This window comes from Saccharopolyspora sp. NFXS83 (assembly GCF_026241095.1).
In the GTDB taxonomy this organism is placed as follows: domain Bacteria; phylum Actinomycetota; class Actinomycetes; order Mycobacteriales; family Pseudonocardiaceae; genus Saccharopolyspora_C.
The window spans coordinates 219901-239228 of sequence record NZ_JAPFGB010000007.1; the positions used below are offsets into that span (position 1 = coordinate 219901).

General features: G+C 71.5%; 18 protein-coding genes. 4 read left to right on the forward strand and 14 right to left on the reverse strand.

Annotation, left to right across the window (positions count from 1 at the left end; all coding sequences use genetic code 11):
• Positions 1–154: 154 nt before the first annotated feature.
• Both OOZ19_RS10510 and OOZ19_RS10515 read right to left on the reverse strand, forming a co-directional pair.
• On the reverse strand, positions 155–787 hold the full coding sequence (locus OOZ19_RS10510; RefSeq protein ID WP_266089871.1) for an HAAS signaling domain-containing protein: 633 nt from the start codon (positions 785–787) through the stop codon (positions 155–157).
• Positions 784–1245, reverse strand: a complete 462-nt coding sequence (locus OOZ19_RS10515; RefSeq protein WP_266089872.1) for a PadR family transcriptional regulator — start codon at positions 1243–1245, stop codon at positions 784–786. Before OOZ19_RS10515 ends, OOZ19_RS10510 begins: the two co-directional genes overlap by 4 nt.
• A 371-nt stretch (positions 1246–1616) precedes the next feature.
• On the opposite strand from OOZ19_RS10515, the gene OOZ19_RS10520 reads away from it, so the two are divergent.
• Positions 1617–2525 (forward strand): DedA family protein, encoded by a 909-nt coding sequence (locus OOZ19_RS10520; protein ID WP_266089873.1) that lies wholly within the window; start codon positions 1617–1619, stop codon positions 2523–2525.
• Between the two features lie 398 nt (positions 2526–2923).
• Positions 2924–3664 carry a lysophospholipid acyltransferase family protein gene (locus OOZ19_RS10525; RefSeq protein WP_266089874.1) on the forward strand — a complete coding sequence of 247 codons (741 nt, stop codon included), beginning with the start codon at positions 2924–2926 and terminating at the stop codon, positions 3662–3664.
• Positions 3665–3695: 31 nt separating this feature from the next.
• Here OOZ19_RS10525 and OOZ19_RS10530 read toward each other — a convergent pair whose 3' ends face one another.
• Genes OOZ19_RS10530 through OOZ19_RS10565 form a run of 8 tightly spaced genes read right to left on the reverse strand, consistent with a single transcriptional unit; the run spans position 3696 to position 12015 of the window.
• The gene (locus OOZ19_RS10530) at positions 3696–4508 is read right to left on the reverse strand and encodes an N-acyl homoserine lactonase family protein (protein ID WP_266089875.1); all 813 of its coding nucleotides are present in this window, start codon (positions 4506–4508) and stop codon (positions 3696–3698) included.
• Entirely contained in the window at positions 4505–5656 is a 1152-nt protein-coding gene (locus OOZ19_RS10535; RefSeq protein WP_266089876.1) for a zinc-binding dehydrogenase, read from the reverse strand. Before OOZ19_RS10535 ends, OOZ19_RS10530 begins: the two co-directional genes overlap by 4 nt.
• Entirely contained in the window at positions 5653–7050 is a 1398-nt protein-coding gene (locus OOZ19_RS10540) for an MmgE/PrpD family protein (RefSeq protein ID WP_266089877.1), read from the reverse strand. Before OOZ19_RS10540 ends, OOZ19_RS10535 begins: the two co-directional genes overlap by 4 nt.
• Positions 7047–8459, reverse strand: a complete 1413-nt coding sequence (locus OOZ19_RS10545) for an MFS transporter (protein ID WP_266089878.1) — start codon at positions 8457–8459, stop codon at positions 7047–7049. The genes OOZ19_RS10540 and OOZ19_RS10545 overlap by 4 nt, the downstream gene beginning before the upstream one ends.
• A gap of 49 nt (positions 8460–8508) precedes the next feature.
• Positions 8509–9009, reverse strand: a complete 501-nt coding sequence (locus OOZ19_RS10550; RefSeq protein ID WP_266089879.1) for a flavin reductase family protein — start codon at positions 9007–9009, stop codon at positions 8509–8511.
• Positions 9009–9320, reverse strand: a complete 312-nt coding sequence (locus OOZ19_RS10555) for a DUF4387 domain-containing protein (protein ID WP_266089880.1) — start codon at positions 9318–9320, stop codon at positions 9009–9011. The genes OOZ19_RS10550 and OOZ19_RS10555 overlap by 1 nt, the downstream gene beginning before the upstream one ends.
• Positions 9317–10669: an acyclic terpene utilization AtuA family protein gene (locus OOZ19_RS10560; RefSeq protein ID WP_266089881.1), complete on the reverse strand. Its 1353-nt coding sequence runs from the start codon at positions 10667–10669 to the stop codon at positions 9317–9319. The genes OOZ19_RS10555 and OOZ19_RS10560 overlap by 4 nt, the downstream gene beginning before the upstream one ends.
• On the reverse strand, positions 10666–12015 hold the full coding sequence (locus OOZ19_RS10565) for an NtaA/DmoA family FMN-dependent monooxygenase (protein ID WP_266089882.1): 1350 nt from the start codon (positions 12013–12015) through the stop codon (positions 10666–10668). The genes OOZ19_RS10560 and OOZ19_RS10565 overlap by 4 nt, the downstream gene beginning before the upstream one ends.
• A 124-nt stretch (positions 12016–12139) precedes the next feature.
• Here OOZ19_RS10565 and OOZ19_RS10570 point away from each other — a divergent pair, with 124 nt between their 5' ends.
• Positions 12140–12943 carry an IclR family transcriptional regulator gene (locus OOZ19_RS10570; RefSeq protein WP_266089883.1) on the forward strand — a complete coding sequence of 268 codons (804 nt, stop codon included), beginning with the start codon at positions 12140–12142 and terminating at the stop codon, positions 12941–12943.
• Between the two features lie 100 nt (positions 12944–13043).
• Here the strand turns inward: OOZ19_RS10570 and OOZ19_RS10575 are convergent, their stop codons facing one another.
• On the reverse strand, positions 13044–13460 hold the full coding sequence (locus tag OOZ19_RS10575) for a CBS domain-containing protein (RefSeq protein WP_266089884.1): 417 nt from the start codon (positions 13458–13460) through the stop codon (positions 13044–13046).
• A gap of 405 nt (positions 13461–13865) precedes the next feature.
• Positions 13866–15677, reverse strand: a complete 1812-nt coding sequence (locus tag OOZ19_RS10580; protein WP_266089885.1) for a thiamine pyrophosphate-requiring protein — start codon at positions 15675–15677, stop codon at positions 13866–13868.
• Positions 15678–16041: 364 nt separating this feature from the next.
• On the opposite strand from OOZ19_RS10580, the gene OOZ19_RS10585 reads away from it, so the two are divergent.
• Positions 16042–16647: a class I SAM-dependent methyltransferase gene (locus OOZ19_RS10585; protein WP_266089886.1), complete on the forward strand. Its 606-nt coding sequence runs from the start codon at positions 16042–16044 to the stop codon at positions 16645–16647.
• Between the two features lie 128 nt (positions 16648–16775).
• Here the strand turns inward: OOZ19_RS10585 and allB are convergent, their stop codons facing one another.
• Together allB and OOZ19_RS10595 are read right to left on the reverse strand one after the other, a co-directional pair.
• A complete protein-coding gene (gene allB / locus OOZ19_RS10590; protein WP_266089887.1) occupies positions 16776–18146 on the reverse strand; it encodes an allantoinase AllB in 1371 nt (456 codons plus the stop codon).
• Positions 18147–18566: 420 nt separating this feature from the next.
• Positions 18567–19220, reverse strand: a complete 654-nt coding sequence (locus tag OOZ19_RS10595; protein WP_266089888.1) for a GntR family transcriptional regulator — start codon at positions 19218–19220, stop codon at positions 18567–18569.
• Between the last annotated feature and the right edge of the window lie 108 nt (positions 19221–19328).

Below are 19328 nucleotides of genomic sequence, written 5' to 3' on the forward strand. Positions count from 1 at the left end.
TCACCGACTGTCATTGTTGATGCCCGACGGCTACATCACGCTCACCGTGAAGGCGGTGACACGGTCGGTGTGCTGCCTGTTAAGAAAATCGACTGCCGCACCGCTCGAATGGTGCGAGATCTTCGAGTCTCCGCCGGATCAGGTAGACATCTCGTCAGTCCCGCGTCGCGAACCAGAGCTTGGCGATGGCGACGACGTAGAGCAGCCCGACGATGCCGTGGACGATGAACGCGGCGATGTTGAGCTCGAAGTTGGAGCCGGTGGGCAGCAGGCAGAGTTCGGAGATGAGGAAGGCGACGGGCCAGGAGGCGATCAGCAACGCCTTCTGCCGCTTCGACCAGGACCGGTTGAAGGCCGCGAGCGCGGAACCACCGGCCCAGGCGCCGAACGAGAGCACGAAGGACGCCGCCGCCGTGGCGCCGGAGATCTCCCAATCGGGGTTCTCGTCGAACCCGGCCGACAACCCGATGAGGCCGCCCACGAGGAAGGTGAGCGCCGCCGCGCCCGCCAGCATGGCGCAGGCCAGCGCGGCGGCGAGCACGGATCCCAGCCTGGCGGACTGCGCGCCCCCGGGCTCGACGCCCGCCGCCGCGGCGACCTGCTCGGGCGTGCCCATCCGCGCGAACGCGTCGTCGACGGCCGCGGAGTCCGCGTCCGGGGCCACGCTCGCGTCGAAGTGCTCGTGCACTCCGGCGATCACGTCCCGGCGAACGGAAGCGGGCGCGTGCCGCAACCGGTCGTTGAGCTCCTCCAGGTAGATGTGCACGCGGGCGTGGGTCTTGGTCACGATCGTTCTCCTGTCATGGCGGAATCGACGGCGCTGCGGAAGGCAGGCCAGGTGGAACGGAAGTTCTCCAACGCCGTTCTGCCCTCCGCGGTGAGCGCGTAGTAGCGGCGCGGTGGGCCGGTCGTGGACTTCACTTGGCTGGTTTCCACGAGCCCCTGCCGCCGGAGGCGGGCGAGCAGCGGGTAAAGCGTCCCCTCGCTCTGCAGCAGGACGTCGTGCGCGCCGAGCCTGCGCGCGATGTCGAGGCCGTACAGGGGCTCCACATCGATCATCGCGAGGATGCAGTACTCCAGCACACCACGGCGCAGGTGGGTGAGAACGGCGCTCTCGTCCAGAACCATGCCACGCAACATACCGGTAAGATCAGAACCGCGCAAAGAAGCCCACCCCCACGAGCGGCGACCGCCGTCCACCGCCGCACCGCCCATCTCCGCGGCGTTCCCGAAGTTGATCCACATAGGACGACTTTGATATTTCCCCCGGACGGCGGGAAAGCCGCAGGAAAAGACCTCCTGCACGACACGCAGGATCCCTCGTGGCCGCCCCTCCGATGCCGGGAGCCGGGACCGCGTCGCCGATCGTGCTGCGGCGACGGCGCGGGCGAGACGGGTGGCGATGTCCGCCGCCCGCGCTCGGCCCGATGAGCCACGCGACCGCGAGTGTGACCGGCGACACCGCATTCGGGCGCGGAAGTCGCTTGTCCATGCCGCTGCGGCATAGTCGAAACTGCTTCCAGATGAGGCGTTCAGGTCGTTCGGCCGACCGCCTCGCGCAGGTCGAACGAGCTCCTCGCCGCATCGAGGGGGTACTGGAAGCAAGAAGGAGAGACATGACTGGTGCAGGCCGGAAGCAGCAGGAGATCGGGGAGGGCGACACCGCCCCCTTCCTGCGCGTGCCGACCGGGGACGAGCCCCACGGCGCGTCGCCCGCGCCCGCGTCGGGGGGCGACGCCGCGGAGACCCGACCGGACGCTCCGGCGGAGAAGAAGAAGCGGTTCCGCTGGCGCAGCAAGGACTACACGCCGGAGGAGCTGGAAGAGGCCCGGCAGGCGTTCCGCGACCAGATGCCGTGGGACCACCCGATGTCGCGCGGCGACAAGGTCCTGGTGTTCGCCACTTTCGGCGTCGTGGTGCTGATGATGGCGTCGATGCCGTTCCGGCCGTTCCTGATCGCCTCGCACCCGCTCGCGCTGAGCGCGGTCACCGGCAGCCTCTCGGCGATCGGCGCCGGTGCGGCGTTCGCCCGCGTCGGAGAGGTCGACCTGTGGCTGGTCGTCGCGGCGGGCGTGTTCGGCATGATCAAGTTCGACTGGCTGTTCTGGCTCGCCGGACGCCGGTGGGGAGCGAAGATCATCGAGCTGTGGGCGCCGGGCGAGTTCGGCAAGCGGTTCGTCGCGCGCGTCCAGTCCTGGCCGCGCTGGGCGATGCCGCTGGTGCTCATCGTCGCCGCGCTGCCCGGCATCCCCGCCCCCGCCGTGTTCGCCGTGGCCGGGTTGAGCGGGATGGGCCTGGTGTCGTTCCTGATCTTCGACGCGGTCGGCGCCGCGCTGATCGCGGGCCTGGTCGCGGGCCTCGGCTACGGGGTGGGGCAGCACGCCGTCGACTTCGTGCTGATGATCGACGACTACGCCCTCTACATCACGCTGGCGCTGGTCGTCTGGGTCTCGATCCAGGCGGGCTACAAGGGCCACAAGAAGGACCAGGAGAAGAAGAAGCAGAAGGAGCAGCAGGCGGCCTGACCCGCCCGAGCTCGCCGACGGCCGCCGCGCCCCTCCGCCGTGAGGGACGCGGCGGCCGTTTCGCCTCGGCGGGCCCCTGGCGACGCGAAGTGCCGCCGCGGCGCGAAAAGCTCCAGGTCCCGCGGACGTACGCCGGGAATCATCACGATCGCCCCGCTCCGGCCTTGGTGGCCACGGAACGGCGCCTGCCCGCCGGCACCTGAGCGCCGGGGGGGGCGCATCGGAGCTCGCCCTGGCCGGGATGCGTGCCTCCGTCGTTGCGCTCCACCTGTCCGGAGCGGACACGCGCCACTACCGATCGTGACCTCCACCGCGACCGAACTCGACGGCGATCAGGGAAAATGTGACGGCGGACCCAGGTGGGCCTGCGCGAAATCACGGTTGCGTAGCCTGACTCCGTGGCTGAGATCGTGTATCCGCCCGTCGTACTGGCGGCCAAGACCATGTTCCGCGTGCTGGACAACCGGCTGCGCGTGACGGGAACCGAGCACATCCCGCGCGAGGGCGGCGCGGTGATCGCGTGCAACCACGTCAGCTACCTGGACTTCATCTTCTGCGGCCTCGGTGCGCAGCCGGCCAAACGGCTGGTGCGGTTCATGGCGAAGAAGCAGATCTTCGACAACCGGATCGCCGGCCCGCTCATGCGCGGCATGCACCACATCCCGGTGGACCGCGCCGCGGGCAAGGGCTCCTACGACGAGGCGGTCCGGCGGCTGCGCGCGGGCGAGGTCGTCGGCGTGTTCCCCGAAGCGACCATCAGCCGCTCCTTCACCGTCAAGCCGATCAAGTCCGGCGCGGTCCGGATGGCCGCCGACGCGGGCGTGCCGGTCGTGCCGATGTCGCTGTGGGGCACCCAGCGGCTGTGGACGAAGAGCCGGCCGCGCACGCTCACCAAGCGCCACGTGCCGATCCACATCCACGCCGGTGAACCGTTCCAGCCCGGCCCGGACGACGATTTCGACGCCCTCACCCAGGACCTCCGCACCCGCATGTCGGCGATTCTGGACGACCTGCAGGCCGGCTACCCCGACCAGCCCGCGGGCGAGGACGACCGCTGGTGGCTGCCCGCCCACCTCGGCGGCACGGCCCCCACCCCGGAGGAGGCAGCCGCCCTCGACGCCCGCCCAAGGAACGACTGATCCGGAGCGGTCCACGTGGCCGACCGGAAGCTCACCCCGCCGCCGGCTCCACGTCCAGCCTGCGGATCAACGGGTCGTCGGGCAGAGCCCGCGGGTAGTGGCGGGAGATCGCCGGGTCGTGGCCGGGGATGACGTGATCGGGGCCGGGGGCGAGCTCGTCGAGCCGTTGTGACGTGTCGCAGTACTCGTCGGTCCGGACCACCACCGAGAACGGCGCGCCGTCGGGTGATTCGCCGCCGACGCGGTTGTCCGAGTAGTGCCGGGCGTCGGAGGCGAGCACCACGTGGCCTCGCGCGGTCGGGACCCGCACCGCCTGCGATCCCGGCGTGTGGCCCGCCGCCGGGTGCACCGTCATGCCGGGGGCGACCTCGTACTCGCCTTCGCGCAGCCGCACCCGCCCGCGGTGCAGCAGGCCGACGAGCTCGCAGACCTTGTCCGCGGCGTACGGGCGGCGGAGGAAGCGGTGCGACATCGACGGCCCGGTGGCGTAGGCGAGTTCGGCCTCGCGGACGTGGAAGGTCGCGTTCGGGAAGGCGCCGAGGTTCCCGGCGTGGTCCCAGTGCAGGTGGGTGAGCACCACGTCGGTGATCGCCGCCGGGTCGAGGCCGAGGCGGCGCACCGACTCCGCGGGATCGCGCTCGTAGTCGATGCCCCGCTGCCGCGCCGTGTTCTCGTCGGCGCCCACGTCGACGAGCACCACGTGCTCGTCGGAGACGGCGAGCCAGCAGAAGCAGTGCAGCGACTGGTCGGTTTCCGGGTACCGGAACCCCGGAGTCGGCGCGTAGTTCTCCCGCGCCGTCCGGTGGCCGATCCCGTAGCGCAGGGCGTAGAGCCGGTAGGTCATGCCGCTCGTGCTCCTCTCGCGGCGATGTCGATGACGATGCGGCCGGGGAATCCGGCGTGCAGCCGCGCCATGCCTTCGGCGACCTCAGACAGCGGGATCGAGAAGGGCGCCGCCAGCCGGTCGACCGGCAACCGGCCCGCGCCGTGCAGGTGCGCGAAGCGGGGCACGTCGCGCCGCGGAACGCCGGACCCGAGGTAGCTGCCGGAGACGGTGATGTCGTTCGCGACGAGCTCGGCGGGCGGAACGGGCCAGCGCGACGCCGGGTTCGCCAGGCCGACCACGGTGAGCCTGCCTCCTCTCCGCAGGGCGCGGTACGCCGATTCCACCGCGGCGACGGATCCGGCGGCTTCGAACGCGTGGTGCGCTCCGCCACCCGTCACCTCCCGGATCCGGTCCGCGGTCGACTCGTCCGCGGGCAGGGCCAGGTCGGCGCCGAGTTCCAGCGCCCGTTCCAGGTGGGCGTCGTGGCGATCGACGGCGATGATCGGGGCTGCTCCGACGGCGCGCAGCCCGAGCACCGCCGCCAAGCCCACGCCGCCGCAGCCGAACACCGCCGCCGATTCGCCGAGGCCGACCTGGGCGGCGTTGAACACCGCGCCCACTCCGGTGCTGACCGCGCAGCCGAGCAGGGACGCCGTCCGCAGGTCCGTTCCCGCCGGTACCGGAATGACCGAGGCCGCGTCCACCACGGCCCGCTCCGCGAACGCGGACACGCCGAGGTGGTGGTGCACCGGTTCCCCGTTCGCGTCGCGCAACCGGTGCCCGCCCGCCGGGAGCTCGCCCGCGGTGTTGCCCGCGTGCGCCCGCGAGCACAGCACCGGACGGCCGTCGCGGCAGAACCCGCACCGCCCGCAGGACGCGACGTAGGTGAACACCACGGGGGCGCCGGGGCGCACCTCGGTCACCGAGCGGCCGGTGCGCGCCACGACACCGGCGGCCTCGTGCCCGAGCACCATCGGCAGCGGCCGGGGCCGGTCGCCGGTCAGCACCGACAGGTCGGAGTGGCACAGCGACGCGAAGTGCACGTCCACCAGCACTTCGTCGTCGCGGGGCTCGTCGAGGTGCACCTGCTCGACCGACACTCGCGCGAAGTCGGGTTCGGCGCCCGGTTCCCCGCGCAGCACCGCCGCGCTGATCGTCGCGTTCACCGCCGGCCCTCCGCGACGAGCGACGCCACAAGTGCGTCCACATCGGACTCAACGCCCAGCTCCCGCACCGTCCGCGCAACCGCCTCCGCCTGGTCGCGGGGAATTCGGCGGGTCGCGTTGCCGAGGAACTTCGCCGTCACGTCCTCGTCAGTGAAGCGGTTGCCCGGTGTCCCCCTGCTCGCGGTGACGCGGTGGGTGATCTCCCGGCCGTCGCCGAGGTGCAGCCGGACCTCGCCGGGGAAGCGCGCGGGGTAGTCGCTGTCCGGATCGGCCGGGCATTCGACGAGCCGCGCCACGGCCAGCACCTCCGGATCGTCGAGCGGGTCGTCGTAGAAGGTGGCGAGGTCCAGCCTGCCGCGCACCAGCACGCTCGCCACCGCGTACTGCACGCTGAACATCGCGTCGTAGGTGGTGGCGGGCGCGATCTTCACCGCGGCCGGTTCGGTCACCTCCGGCATCACGCCCGGAGAGGTGGGGCAGACGATCCGGGTGATGTCGGAAGCTCGCAGCGAGCGCGCTCCGAGCTCGTCGAGCACCTGGAAGGCCGCGTCGGCGAAGGCGTGGGTGAAGTGGCAGCAGGGGTAGGGCTTGTAGGCGGTCTCGGCGGTCATCCAGCGCTCGCCGAGCGTGTCCAGCCCGAGCCCCTCGCCGTCGGGGACGAACCCGAGGTGCGTGGCGAACAGGCCCTTGGTCCCTTCGAACACCGTCGCCGGGCCGCTGAACCCCGATTCGGCGAGGGTGAGCGCGATCAGCCCGGAGTGCGCCGCCCAGCCGGGGTGCACCCGCTTGAGCCAGGAGTTGCGGATCTCCAGCAGCCCACCGGCCTGGCTCCCGCAGAGCCCGAGCGCGTCCCGCGCGGTCTCCGGACCGGCGCCGCGGATGCTCGCGGCGGCGCAGGCGGCGGCGAACGTCCCGGCGATGCCGGTGGGGTGGAAGCCGCGGGCGTGGAACCGCCCGGCTCCGGCTGCCGCGATCCGGCAGCCGATCTCCATGCCGAGCACGTAGCCCAGCAGCAGCCGCCTGCCGGTGGCCCCGGCCTCCTCGGCCGCCGCGAGCGCGCCGGCCAGCGCGGGGGCGGTGGCGTGGTAGACCGCGCCGACGTGGGTGTCGTCGAAGTCGAAGCCGTGGATCAACGTGCCGTTGACCAGCGCCGCCGAGGCCGCGGGCAGTGCGGTGCCGTACCCGATGGCGTGCGCCTCCTGGCCGGCCCCGAGGCGCCGGGCGGCCGTGTGCACGGCGTCGCCGAAGTTCATCGCCGACGAGCCCAGTGCGCTGCCGAGCGCGTCGAGGACGTGGTTGCGGGCTTCGTGCAGCACCGCGTCGGGGACGTCGTCGAAGGTCGTGGCCGAGACGAATTCGGCGACGCGGGCGGACAAGGTCTGCGGTGAGCTCATGCGCGCTGCTCCTCCGGGGAATCGTGCGGGGCGACGGTGTCGGAGAGGCGGCGGCCCGTGGTCCGCTCACCGAAGAAGAAGATCACGAGTCCTTCGCACAGGATGAACAGCGCGGCGGCGATGAACGCGCCGCTGAACCCGGCGAACGCGAACACCGCGGCGATCAGCACGCCGTTGACCGTGCCCGCGAGCCGCCCCATCCCGTTGGCCAGCCCGGCGCCCGCGCCGCGCAGCGCGGTCGGGAACACCTCGGGCAGGTAGCTGTAGATCACGGCGGTGTTGGTCTGCAGCAGCAGGGTGGCGACGAACCCGCCGAGCACCACCAGCCACAGCTCGCCGCTGACGGCGAACACGACCATCGCGGCGCCGCTGACCGCGGCCAGCACCAGGCTGACGGTCTTGCGCTCCCAGCGGTCGGCCACGAGCATCCCGGCGAACGCGCCCGCGAACGGCGCGATGGCGAAGATCGTCGTGATGGTCAGCGTGGTCTCGTGGCTGTAGCCCTGCTCGACCAACAGCGTCGGCACCCACGCGTTGAAGCCGTAGAAGCCGAGGATGTCGAAGACCATCACCAGCGAGGCCACGACCGCGATCTTGCGGGTGCGTCCGCGCAGCAGTTCGCTCAGCGGAACGTGCGTCCGGCCGGAAACCGGCTCGTCCTCGACCACGACGCCCTGCTCCGGGGTGAGGCCCGCTTCCCGCTCGAGCCGCGAGATGATCACTTCGGCTTCGGCCTCGCGGTCCTGCACCAGCAACCAGCGCGCCGACTCCGGCAGCGAGAACCAGGCCGCGATGGCGGGGATCAGCCCGACGGCCGCGACGACGAACGTCCAGCGCCACGATTCCGGCCCGATCGGCACCAGCAGCCGCGCGGCACCGGCGATGAACGGCACGCCGAGCAACCCGATCCCGAGCATCAGCGCCTGGATCCGCCCCCGCTTGTGCTGCGGGAACATCTCGGCCACGTACACGATCAGCACACCGGTCACGGCCTGCACGCCGAGTCCGCTGAACAGCCGGAACACGCCGAGCAGCGCGGGGTTCGGTGCGAGCGCGCACAGGATCGACGCCACCGAGTAGAACACCGTCGCCGCGATCACGACGCGGCGGCGGCCGAACCGGTCGGCCAGCCGCCCGCCGAGGATCGCGCCGAAGAACATGCCCAGGAACGACAACGAGGTGAGCCGGCCGATCTCGGCCACCGACAGGCCCCACTGCTCGCGGATCGCCGGCGCCGCGTAGGACAGGACGTTGATGTCGGCCAGGTCGGCGATGAACAGCGACCCCAACAGCACCATCCAGGTGCGATGCGTGCGGGTCGTCTTCGTCAACCGGTCCAGGCGCGCGACGAGCACGCGCCGGTCATCAGGGGCCGCGGAACCACGCGCGGCATCAGCAGTGCTGTCCATGACTCTCCTTTGAGCACGGGAAGAACACCAGCGGTCGTCGAGGAACACGTCAGCCGATCGACAGTGATCGGTACTTCCCGCCGTGGAACACGAGCGGTTCGGCGGCCGGAACGGTCGCGGTGGCCAGGACTCGGAGCAGGACGATGCGGTGGTCGCCCGCGGGCAGGTCGTCGTGCGGGGTGCACTCGAACCAGGCGACCGCGTCGTCGACGAGGACGGCGCCATCGCCGGTCGAGCTCCACCGCACCCCGGCGAACCGGTCCACGCCCCGCGCGGACAGCCGGCGGCACAGCTCGTCCTGCCCCGCGCCGAGCACGCTCAGGCCGAGGCGCGGCATCGAGGCCAGCACCGGCCACGTCGTCGAGGTGCGCTGCACGCACACCGACACCAGCGGCGGGTCCAGCGACACCGAGGTGAAGCTGCTCGCCGCCATGCCCGCCGGAACGTCGCCGTCCAGCCCGCACACGGCCAGCACCCCGGCCGGGACGGTGCCGAACACCTCCCGCAGCCCGGTGGGATCCGCGACCGGGTGCAACCGGGGCCCGCTCATCACGGCACCACCACGTCGAGCAGCGGGGCGTGCTGCTGCGCGCCGAAGGTGTCGCGCTCCCCGGCGCCTCCCTGGTCGCCGAAGCGGAGCAGGGTGAACTTGAACGCCAACGCCGGGGCGAAGAACGTGCACACCCGCACGTGCGCGACGTCGGCCCGGTAGAGCCGCGCGAGGCGCTCGGGGGTGAGCACGCCGCTGTCGCGGACCCGCGCGAAGGTCGGTTCGTCGGTGAACATCACGTCGAAGGTGATCTCGTGCGGTCCGGCGTTCTTGCTGCGGATCACCTTCGCCAGCTCGCGCAGGGCGGTCATGCGCCCACCTCCTCGCGCACCACGGCGTGCTCCAGCCCGTCGGCCTCCATCAGGTGGTAGAGGCTGAACGCGCACACCGGTCCGATCGGGTTGTCCAGCGGGGTCAGCGGCAGCGCAAGGTTTCCCGCGGTGGCGAGCTGACCGGGGTAGTTCAGGTGCAGCACGCCGATCCGGGCGCTGGTGCAGATCGCCTTGGCCGCTTCCGGCGTCTCGGCGACGACCTCGCCGAGGATGCCGACTTCGTGTCCCGGCACCGGGTTCGGTTCCCGCTGCCCCATCACCGCGTCCCGGCCGTAGACGTGGAACCGCACGGTCGCGGTCCCCGCAGCCAGTTCCGGGTGCAGCTCGGCCGTTTCCGCTTCGACGCGCACCAGGAAGTCGTCCAGCTGCCCGATGAGCACCGGGTCGTGTACACCGCCGATGAAGATGCACCGGTGCCCGGTGATCGCGGCCCCTTCCACCTTGACCAGCCGCCGCGGCGTGGGTTCGAACCGGCTGCCGCTGACGCGCACCGTGCGCTCGTCGAGCTGCCGGTACGCGCAGTCGCCGACGTCGAGCACGCCGCCCGGACCTGCGAGCAGGTCGGGCCTGCTGTTCTCGTAGAGCGTGTGCGCGGCCACCGACAGCGGGGTGCACCGCTGCTCCGGCCCCATCGGCTCGATGTCGAAGGAGTCCGCGCGGGCCGTCGCCAGCGCACCGCCGCCCTTCGGTTCCGCGCAGACACCGCCGCATTCCAGGATCTTGCCGATGTGCCAGGCGATTCCCGGTTCGATGCCGCGCGGCACGAGGAACGCCGCGTACGGCGCGGGATCGTAGGCGCGTCCGGCGACGACCACGTCCACCGGCCCGGACAGCGCCGTTTCGAACGGTTCGGCGCCGATCTGCGCCACCACGGCCTCCGACGAGTCCACATCGGACTCGGTGGGCAGCTCGCCGCGCACGTTCGGATCGATCCTGCCCTGCGCCAGCCGTTCCCGGACCACCGAGCGCGGCAGCTGCGAGTAGATCGCCGCGACGCGCAGCGTGATGCCCTGCTCCACGGCGATCCGGCGCAGCAGCTCGACCATCCGGTCCACCTGCTCGTCGGTGCCCGCCCCACCGGCCGAGCCGATCAGCAGCGGGATCCGGTGCCGGTGCACAGCGCGCACCATCGGCCGCAGGTCGCGCAGGTAGGACTCCTCGGTGACCAGGGTGTGACCGAGCCCCAGCATCGACGGCCCCGGATCGGTGGAACCCGAGTCGACCACGATCGCGTCCACTCCAGCGCGCACGCACGACTCGAAGTCCTCTTCCCGGTAGCCGTAGCCGAGCATGCCCGTCGGCGTCAGGACGGTGACCTCCCCGCTCATACCGCGGCCTCCTCCGGCATCGGCAGCCCGAGGTTGCCCCGCAGCGTGTCCGCGGCGTACTCCGGCCCGACCAGACCGCGGCGCCGCAGTTCCGGCGTGATCAGCCGGGAGAAGTCGTCGTAGCTGCCGGGCACCGAGGCGGCGGCGATCACGAAGCCGTCGCCGCAGGTGCCGTACAGCTCCTCCAGGCGGTCGGCGACGACGTCCGGGGTGCCCGTCACGATCTCCGCCTCGTGGAGCTTCCCGCGACCGGAGAACTCCACGAAGTCCCGCACCGACGGATTCCCCTTGCCGCTCAACGTGATCACGCGGTCGCGCAGGCCCTGGTAGGACATCGCGCGCAGCTCCGCGTCGGTGAACGGCTCCTCGTAGGGGCGCTTGCCGAAATCGGTGTTGAGCGCCTCGCACAGCAGCGCGAGGCCGTCCTCGTCGCGCGCCAGGCCTTCGAGCATCGCCTGCTTGCGCTCCACCAGCTCCGCGGTCTCCGCCGTCACCACGTTGATCAGCGGAGCGATGACCACCGAGTCCGGGTCGCGCCCGGCGTCCTCGACGCCCTGGCGCAGCCGGGTGTAGGTGCGGGCACCGGATTCCACGTTCGCGAAGTGCGTGAAGATCACGTCCGCCCAGCGGGCGGCGAAGGCCTGGCCGCGACCGCTGGCCCCGGCCTGCAGCAGCACCGGCCTGCCCTGCGGCGAGCGCGGCACCGGGAACGTCCCGTGGGAGCTGAAGAACCGGCCCTCGTGCTCCAGCCGGTGGACCTTGGCCGGGTCGGCGAACTCACCGCTGCGCTTGTCGAGGATCAGCGCGTCGGATTCCCAGCTGGCCCACATTCGGGTCACGATGTCGACGAACTCGTCGGCTCGCTCGTAGCGCAGGTCGTGGTCGAGGTGCTCGGTGCGCCCGAAGTTCGCCGCCTCCGAGTCGTTGAGCGAGGTGACGATGTTCCACGCGGTGCGCCCGCCGGTCATCAGGTCCGCGGTGGCGAAGTGCCGGGCGACGTGGAACGGCTCGTAGTACGTCGTCGAGTAGGTCGCGGCGACGCCGAGGTGCCGGGTGGCCGTGGCCATCGCCAGCATCACCACCGTCGGATCCATCTTGACCGAGCGGATCCCGTGCCGGACGGCCAGTTCGTGGCTGCCGCCGTAGATGTCCGGCATCGCCAACCGGTCGTCGAAGAAGGCCAGGTCGAACCCGCCGTCCTCCAAGGTGCGCGCGATCCGCGTGAAGTAGTCCGCGGTCAGGAAATCGCTCGCCGACCCCGGTGCGCGCCACGAACCGACGTAGTTGGAGCAGTTCTGCGCCTGGAGGAACGCGATCAGCGCCATGTTCCGCCGTGAGCTCGTCATCAACACTCCTGGATCTGCTCTGCGCCCGGCCTGCCGGGCGGGCCCGGTGGATTCACAGCGTCGGCGAGCCGTGGCAGCATCACCAAGCGGAGTGACAACATCTGCAACCAACGAAGGTGGCGGGATGGACGACGAGCTCTCCGGACCGGCGCGGGTGCTGCACGTGCTGGAGGCGCTGGCCGGTCTCGAGCAACCGGCGAACCTGGACGTGGTGGCGACCAAGGCGGGGCTGAGCAAGTCCAAGGCCTACCGGTCGCTGCGGGTGCTCCAAGACGAGGGCTACGTCGACCACGTCGGCCGCAGCGGATACCGCGTCGGCAGCCGCGCGGTGGCGCTGTCCTCGCTCATCGGTCCCCGACCGGCGCTGCTGCGGCTGGCCAGGCCCGCGATGGCCCGGCTGGCGGCCGGCGCGTCGGAGACGACGCACCTGCACCTGCGCAGCGGGACCCACCGCGTCGTGATCATGTCGGAGGATCCGCCGCACAACCCCGATCGGCTCGGCAGCACCGTCGGGGAGCGCTCCCCGCTGACCTCCGGCTGCGGGGGCACGTCGATCCTGGCGTTCCTCCCGGACGGGCAGGCCCGCGAAGTGCTGCGCGGCGAAGGCACGCCGAAGCGCAGCGGCCTCCACGCGCTGCTGGCCAGGATCCGCGAGACCGGGTACGCGCTGTCGTTCAGCGACAACCACCCCGCGCTCAACGGCATCGCGGCCCCGATCTTCGATCCGGACAGCGGCCGGGCGATCGGATCGATTTCCATCGCAGGGCAGGAGAAGCGCCTGCCGGAGCGTGCGCTGCTGCGGCTCGTCGACCCGCTGCGAGCCGCGTGCGCCGACCTCGCGCCGCGGCTGGCCGCCTTCCTCGGCCCCAACTCATCGGCCCGCCTCACCCCGCTGGACGTCACGGTCCAGAACCTGCTTCCGGACTAGGTGGCCGAATCCGGGACGCCGCCGCGCGTTCTCGCCCCGCGCGCACGCCGCTCCGGCCCTGATTCAGGACCGGAGCGGCGGCGAGCACGAGTTCGGGGAATCAGGTCATCGACAGCGCTTCGACGAGCTTGCCGACGTCGGGGTGCGGGACGTTCCGGGCCACGTCGGCGATCGAGACCATGCCCACCAGTTTGGATCCGTCGATCACGGGCAGGCGCTTGACCTGGTGCTCGATCATCACGTTGAGCAGTTCGTCGACGGGATCGTCGGCGCCGATCGTCACGGCCTCGCCGTCGTTGAAGCTGCCCGAGTTCGTCCGGCCGGGGTCCTTCCCGGTGCCCAGGCCGCGTACGACGATGTCGCGGTCGGTGAGCACACCCTTGACCTTCTGGTCGGGCCCGCAGATCGGGAGCGCGCCCACTCCGAGCCTGCGCATCTGTTGCGCCGCCAAGACCAAGCTGTCGTCGGTCGCGACGCATTCGGGTTGTGCGGTCATGATGTCCCGTGCGGTGGTCATCGCGTCAGCACCTCAATCCTGCGTGGGTCCGCAACGTCAACGGCGGTCGGCCCCCGGGTGCCCGCTCTCCGCACCACCAAACATCCCTGCCCGAGAAATCCCCGCGCCCTGTGGATGAACCGCGCCATCGTGGACGACTTCTCCGACTTCGCGGAAATCGGCGACCACGGCCTCCGGCGGAACATCCGAGAACAGCCCGGTGCCAGGACGCGCAACGGCTGACCTCGTGCCGGAGGTGTCGCACTTCCCGCGAAACTGCTGAGCGTTGAACCGAGTGCGGCGTGGTGTGCGGAGTGGCCGCCGCGGCGGCGCATCCCGCAGGGAGCGAGGACTTTCCTGATCCGTCCACCGCGTCCGGACGTTGCCGGACCAGGGCGCGCGATCGGCCGAGGGTGGTCTTCCCGCTCACGAGCTCGGCGCGTGGAGCACCGAGCGGGCCTTCGCGCCCACGGTTTCGCGGATGCCGTCGGCGATGATCCGCAGCGCGTCCGGATCACCGGCCAGTTGGGAACGGGCCGTGTTCACCGCCTGCGACACCGTCACGTGCGGCGGGATCATCGGAACGGCCGCATCGACCCGAGCGTCCACCACGGTCGGGCGGTCCGCGCTCAACGCCGCGTCCCAAGCAGCACCGGCCTGCTCGGCGGCGTCCACCCGCACTCCGCGCAGCCCCAGCAGTTCGGCCCACTTCGCGTAGGGCACCTCGGGCAGGTGCTGGGCGTCGGGGAACGGCTTGTCCCCCAGCATCGCCCGCGTTTCCCACGTGACGTAGGACAGGTCGTCGTTGGAGAGCACGAGCACCGCGAAGCGCGGATCCGCCCACTCGCGCCAGTACTTCGCGACGGTGATGAGCTCGTTGACCCCGTTCATCTGCATGGCGCCGTCCCCGACGAGCGCGACCACGGGCCGCTCCGGGTGCGCGAACTTCGCCGCGAGCGCGTAGGGCAGCCCGCCGCCCATCGACAGCAGCGTGCCGGACACGCTGCCCAGCATCCCCGGCCGCATCCGCAGCGTGCGCGCGTACCAGCTCGTCGCGGTGCCGCAGTCGGCGGAGACCATGACGTCGTCGGGCAGGCGCGCGGACAGTTCGCGCACCACGAACTCGGGGTTGAGGCCCGAGGTGTCCGCCGTCGCCCGCGCCTCGCTGTAGGAATCCCAGCGCCGAGTCCACGTCTCCACGTGCTCCCGCCAGCCGCGATCCGTCCGCTCGCGCAGCATCGGCAGCAGTGCTTCGAGGGTGGCGCCGGCGTCACCGACGAGGTTGACCTCGGTGTCGTAGCGGGTCCCGCACCGCGTCCCGTCCACGTCGACCTGGACCGCCCGCGCTTGGCCGGGCGCGGGGTAGAACTCGGTGTAGGGCATGGTCGAACCGACGATCAGCAACGTGTCGCACTCGCGCATCAGCTGCCAGCTCGCCGTGGAGCCGAGCAGCCCGATCGGGCCGGTCACCCAAGGCAGGGCGTCGTCGAGCACGGTCTTGCCCAAAAGGGCCTTCGCGACACCGGCCCCCAGCCGCTCGGCCACCTCGGTGAGGTCGTCCCCCGCGCCGAGAGCGCCCGCTCCCGCCAGGATCGCGACCTTCTCCCCCGCGTTGAGCACCTCGGCCGCCTCTCGCAGCGCGGCCGGGTCCGGCGTGGTGATCGACGAGCTCGGCACCGACGAGGTCCGGTAGTAGCCGTGCTCGTGCGGCGGCTCCGGAACCGCCTCCATCTCGAGCACGTCGCTGGGCAGCACGAGCGCGGTCACGGTGCGCTGCGCCAGGGCGGTGCGGCAGGCCCGGTCGACGAGGTGGCGCACCTGGCTGGGCACGGCGAGCTGCTCGCAGTACGCCCCCGCGACGTCCTTGAACAGGCTCAGCAGGTCGATTTCCTGGTAGTAGCCGCCGCCCAGCGCGGTCTGCGCGGTGTGCCCGAGCAGCGCGACGACCGGCTGGTTGTCCAGCTTCGCGTCGTAGAGCCCGTTGAGCGCGTGGATCGCGCCCGGCCCGCTGGTCACCGCGCAGCACCCGATCGCGCTGCCGCCGTACTTGACGTCGGCGCAGGCCGCGAACGCCGCGGTCTCCTCGTGGCGAACTTGGACGAATTCGGCGGACTCGCGGGTCCGCAGCGAGGTGAAGATCCCGCCGATCCCGTCTCCGGGATAGCCGTAGTAGCGGTGCACGCCCCACTCGGCGAGGCGGGCGAGGATGTGGTCGGCGACGGTGGTCGGAGCACTCACGGGTGTCTTGGCCTCCTCAATCGCGGCCGGACGCACGAGCCTCCGCTCGAAGCGCGCGGCCGGCGGTGTCGTGATCAGTGCTTACCCGTGCGCTCGGCCAGCTACACATGCGTGATCGCCACCGGTCACCGCGGCACTCCACCCGAAGCGCGCGGTACCGGCCGTTGCCCGGCGATTTCGGCGGCGTGGCGGCACATCCGCGCGGCGAGCGAGCACCTCGGGAGCGGGACAGGACCACTCCGCTGGGACGTTGCGCCGAGCACGGACGCCGAGCAGCGCCGGGAGGCCCTCGCGACCTTCGCGGCGTTCAGCCGGACATGGACCCGGTCCGGGCTTGCTCCGGGCGTCTGTGAAGATTCAGCGGGTGACCGTCGAACGTGCGAGCGCGGCCTACGGGCAGCGCGCCGCGGAGTACACTGGCCTCCTCGGCAACATCGAAGCGACCGCCGCCCCCGATCGGGACCTGATCGCCGCCTGGGCGCACGCGCAGCCGGACGGCCCGATCCTCGACGTCGGATGCGGGCCGGGGCACTGGACGAATTGGCTGCACGAGCGGGGAATCGACGTCGAGGGAATCGATCCGACACCGGAATTCTTGGACGACGCTCGCGTTCGCTTCCCGGACGTCCGGTTCCGGGCGGGGCGCGCGGATCGGCTCGACGTCCCGGATGCCGGTCTCGCGGGCGTCCTCGCCTGGTACTCGCTGATCCACCTGCACCCGGACCGGATGCCGGAGGCGCTCGCCGAGTTCGCCCGCGCCATCGAGCCCGGCGGTGGACTGCTCGTCGGGTTCTGCGACGGCCCCGAGCTGGAACCGTTCGACCACGCGGTCACCACCGCGTACTTCTGGCCGATCGAGCAGCTCAGCCGCACGATCGAAGACGCGGGATTCGCCGTCGCGGACCACAACACCCGAGCGGATCCGGGGGCACGGCCGCACGGCGCGATCGCCGCTCACCGCATCGGCTGACCGGCTTCGACCGGCGGGGCGGATTCCCGGCCGCTCCTCGCCGCGGGAGCGATTTCCCCACCCAGCGGAGAAATCGCCGTCGTCGCGGGGAAATTGCCGAGGCCCCAGGTCACCTCGGTGGTGAGCCGTCAGGCCTCGCCGCGGTTGAGGAGCCGGCCGTGCGGGCCGGTCGTCTCGACGTCCGGGCCGACGATGCGGCGCCCGCGCAACCAGGTTCCGCGCACGACCCCGGACAGCGGACGCCCGTGGTACGGCGAGACGGGGTTGCGGTGGCGCAGCTTGCCGACGTCGACGACGAACGCGTCGTCGGGTGCGAACACGCACAGGTCGGCGTCGTGGCCGACCGCGATGGCGCCCTTCCGGCGCATCCCGGCGACCTCGGCGGGCTTGCGCGACATCCAGTCGACGACCTCGGCGAGGCCGCGTCCGCGCACCCGCGCCTGCGTCCACACCGCGGACAGGCCGAGTTGCAGGCTGGACACCCCGCCCCAGGCGACGCCGAAATCGCCGCTGTCGAAGCGCTTCAGCTCCGGCGTGCAAGGCGAGTGATCGCTGACGACGCAGTCGATGATCCCGTCGACGAGGCCCTTCCACAGCAGCTCGCGGTTGCGCGCCTCGCGGATCGGCGGGCAGCACTTGAACTGGGTGCCGCCGTCGGGGATCTCCTCAGAGGTGAAGCTCAAGTAGTGCGGGCAGGTCTCGACGGTGATCTTGACGCCGTCGGCGCGCGCCGAGGCGATCATCGGCAGCGCGTCCGAGGACGACAGGTGCAGGATGTGCACGCGGGCGCCGGTGCGCCGCGCGAGCTCGATGACCTGCGCGATGGCGACGTTCTCCGCGCCGCGGGGCCGCGAGCTCAGGAAACCGCCGTAGTCCTCGCCGTGCGCGGTCGGCGCGTGCTCGATCGCATCGGAGTCCTCGGCGTGCACGATCATCATCGCGTCGTGCCGGGCGAGCAGCTGCAGCGCCTCGTCGAGCTCGGCGGGATCCAGCGGCGGGAACTCGTCCACGCCGGAGTGCAGCAGGAAGCACTTGAAGCCGAAGACCCCGGCTTCGTGCAGCTCCCGGAGTTCACCGAGGTTGCCGTGCACGGCGCCGCCCCAGAAGCCGACGTCGACGTGGACCTTGGGCCGCGCCGTCTCGCGCTTGAGCTCCAGGGCGGCGGCGTCGATGGTCGGCGGGAGGCTGTTGAGCGGCATGTCGACGAGCGTGGTGATCCCACCCTCGGCGGCGGCGCGGGTGGCGGTCTCGAAGCCCTCCCACTCGGTGCGGCCGGGGTCGTTGACGTGCACGTGGGTGTCGACCAAGCCGGGCAGCAGGACCTCGTCCTCGGCGAGGTCGACGACCTCGGCGGCGTCGAGCGCCGCGTCGAGCGGTTCCACGGCCGCGATGCGCCCGTCGCGGATCCCGACGCTGCCGGACGTCTCCCCGTGCGGCCCGATGAGCCGGTGCGCGCGGAACACCACGTCGAACGCCGATCCGGTGGCTGATTCGGCCACGCGGCACCTCCCTGAGCCTGTTCGCCCAACCCTGGTTGGACGGCGGTTCGCGGACTCCCGCACCGCCGACGCCCACCGAGCGGACATCGAATTCCGCAGAACGAAAGTATATTTACTCGTATACGTAACCTAGAAGCGGCACGAGTCCCGAGTCAAGGGAGCGGCCCCCGATGCGGCCAGGAGAAGGCCGCCGACCACCCGCCTTTGAACTCGTGGGCTCGCGTCTTTCGTCCGTGTCATGTCAGCGGCGAAGCCGCTGAGCAGCAACCACCAGAGCAAGCCGACCACCCGCGGGTTCTCAGCTGTCTTCTCGCGAGGACAGCTTTTTCCCTCGTGGCGGAGCCACCAGGGAAAAAGATCCGCAGCGAGAAGTGAGGTTCCGCCAAACGATCACCCGAGCAGAACAAGCCCCCCAGGAGCTCAGAACGCCATTCGTTCCAGCACCATGACCCGGCTCGCCTGCACGTGGCGCTGCGCGACCTCCCACGCGCGGGCACCGTCGCCCGCCGCGACCGCCGCGTAGAGCTCGTCGTGCTCGGCGCACACCCGCTCCGGCTCCGGGTTCACCCGGAACAACCACGCCAACCGGCCGTGCAGCGGTTCCAGCATCGACGTCAGGAGTTCGTTGCGGGACAACGCGATGACCTCGTCGTGGAACGCGGTGTTGGCCTCCGACATGGCCGCCACGTCCGACGAGTCCAGCGCGGTGCGCGCCTGCGCGGCCAGCCGCCCCAGCCGCCCCACGTCGTCGGCGTCGCTGCGCTGCGCTGCGAGCTTCGCGGCCAGCGCCTCCAACGCCTCGCGAACGTCGAAGAGCTCTTCCAGCTGTTGCCGGTCCAGGCTCCGGACGAAGACGCCGCGCCGCCGCGGCAGCACCTCGACCAGCCCCGCGCTCTGGAGCATCCGGATCGCTTCCCGGACGGGCACGCGGGACACGCCGAACTCCGCCGCGAGCTCCTGCTCGAACAGCCGGTCCCCTGGGCGGAGGTGACCATCGCTGATCCGCGCCTGCAGCGTGCCGTACACCTGGTCGCGCAGCGGGACGCGCGCCTCCGCGTCCGGCTCTTCAGTCACAGGCACAAGTTCCTCCTAGCCGGCTGTGCCCACCAGCGTAAGGCGTCCTCTCGGCGTGATCCGCGCAGCGGGGCGGACGCCGACGGGCCCGGCCCGGGGGCGCGACCG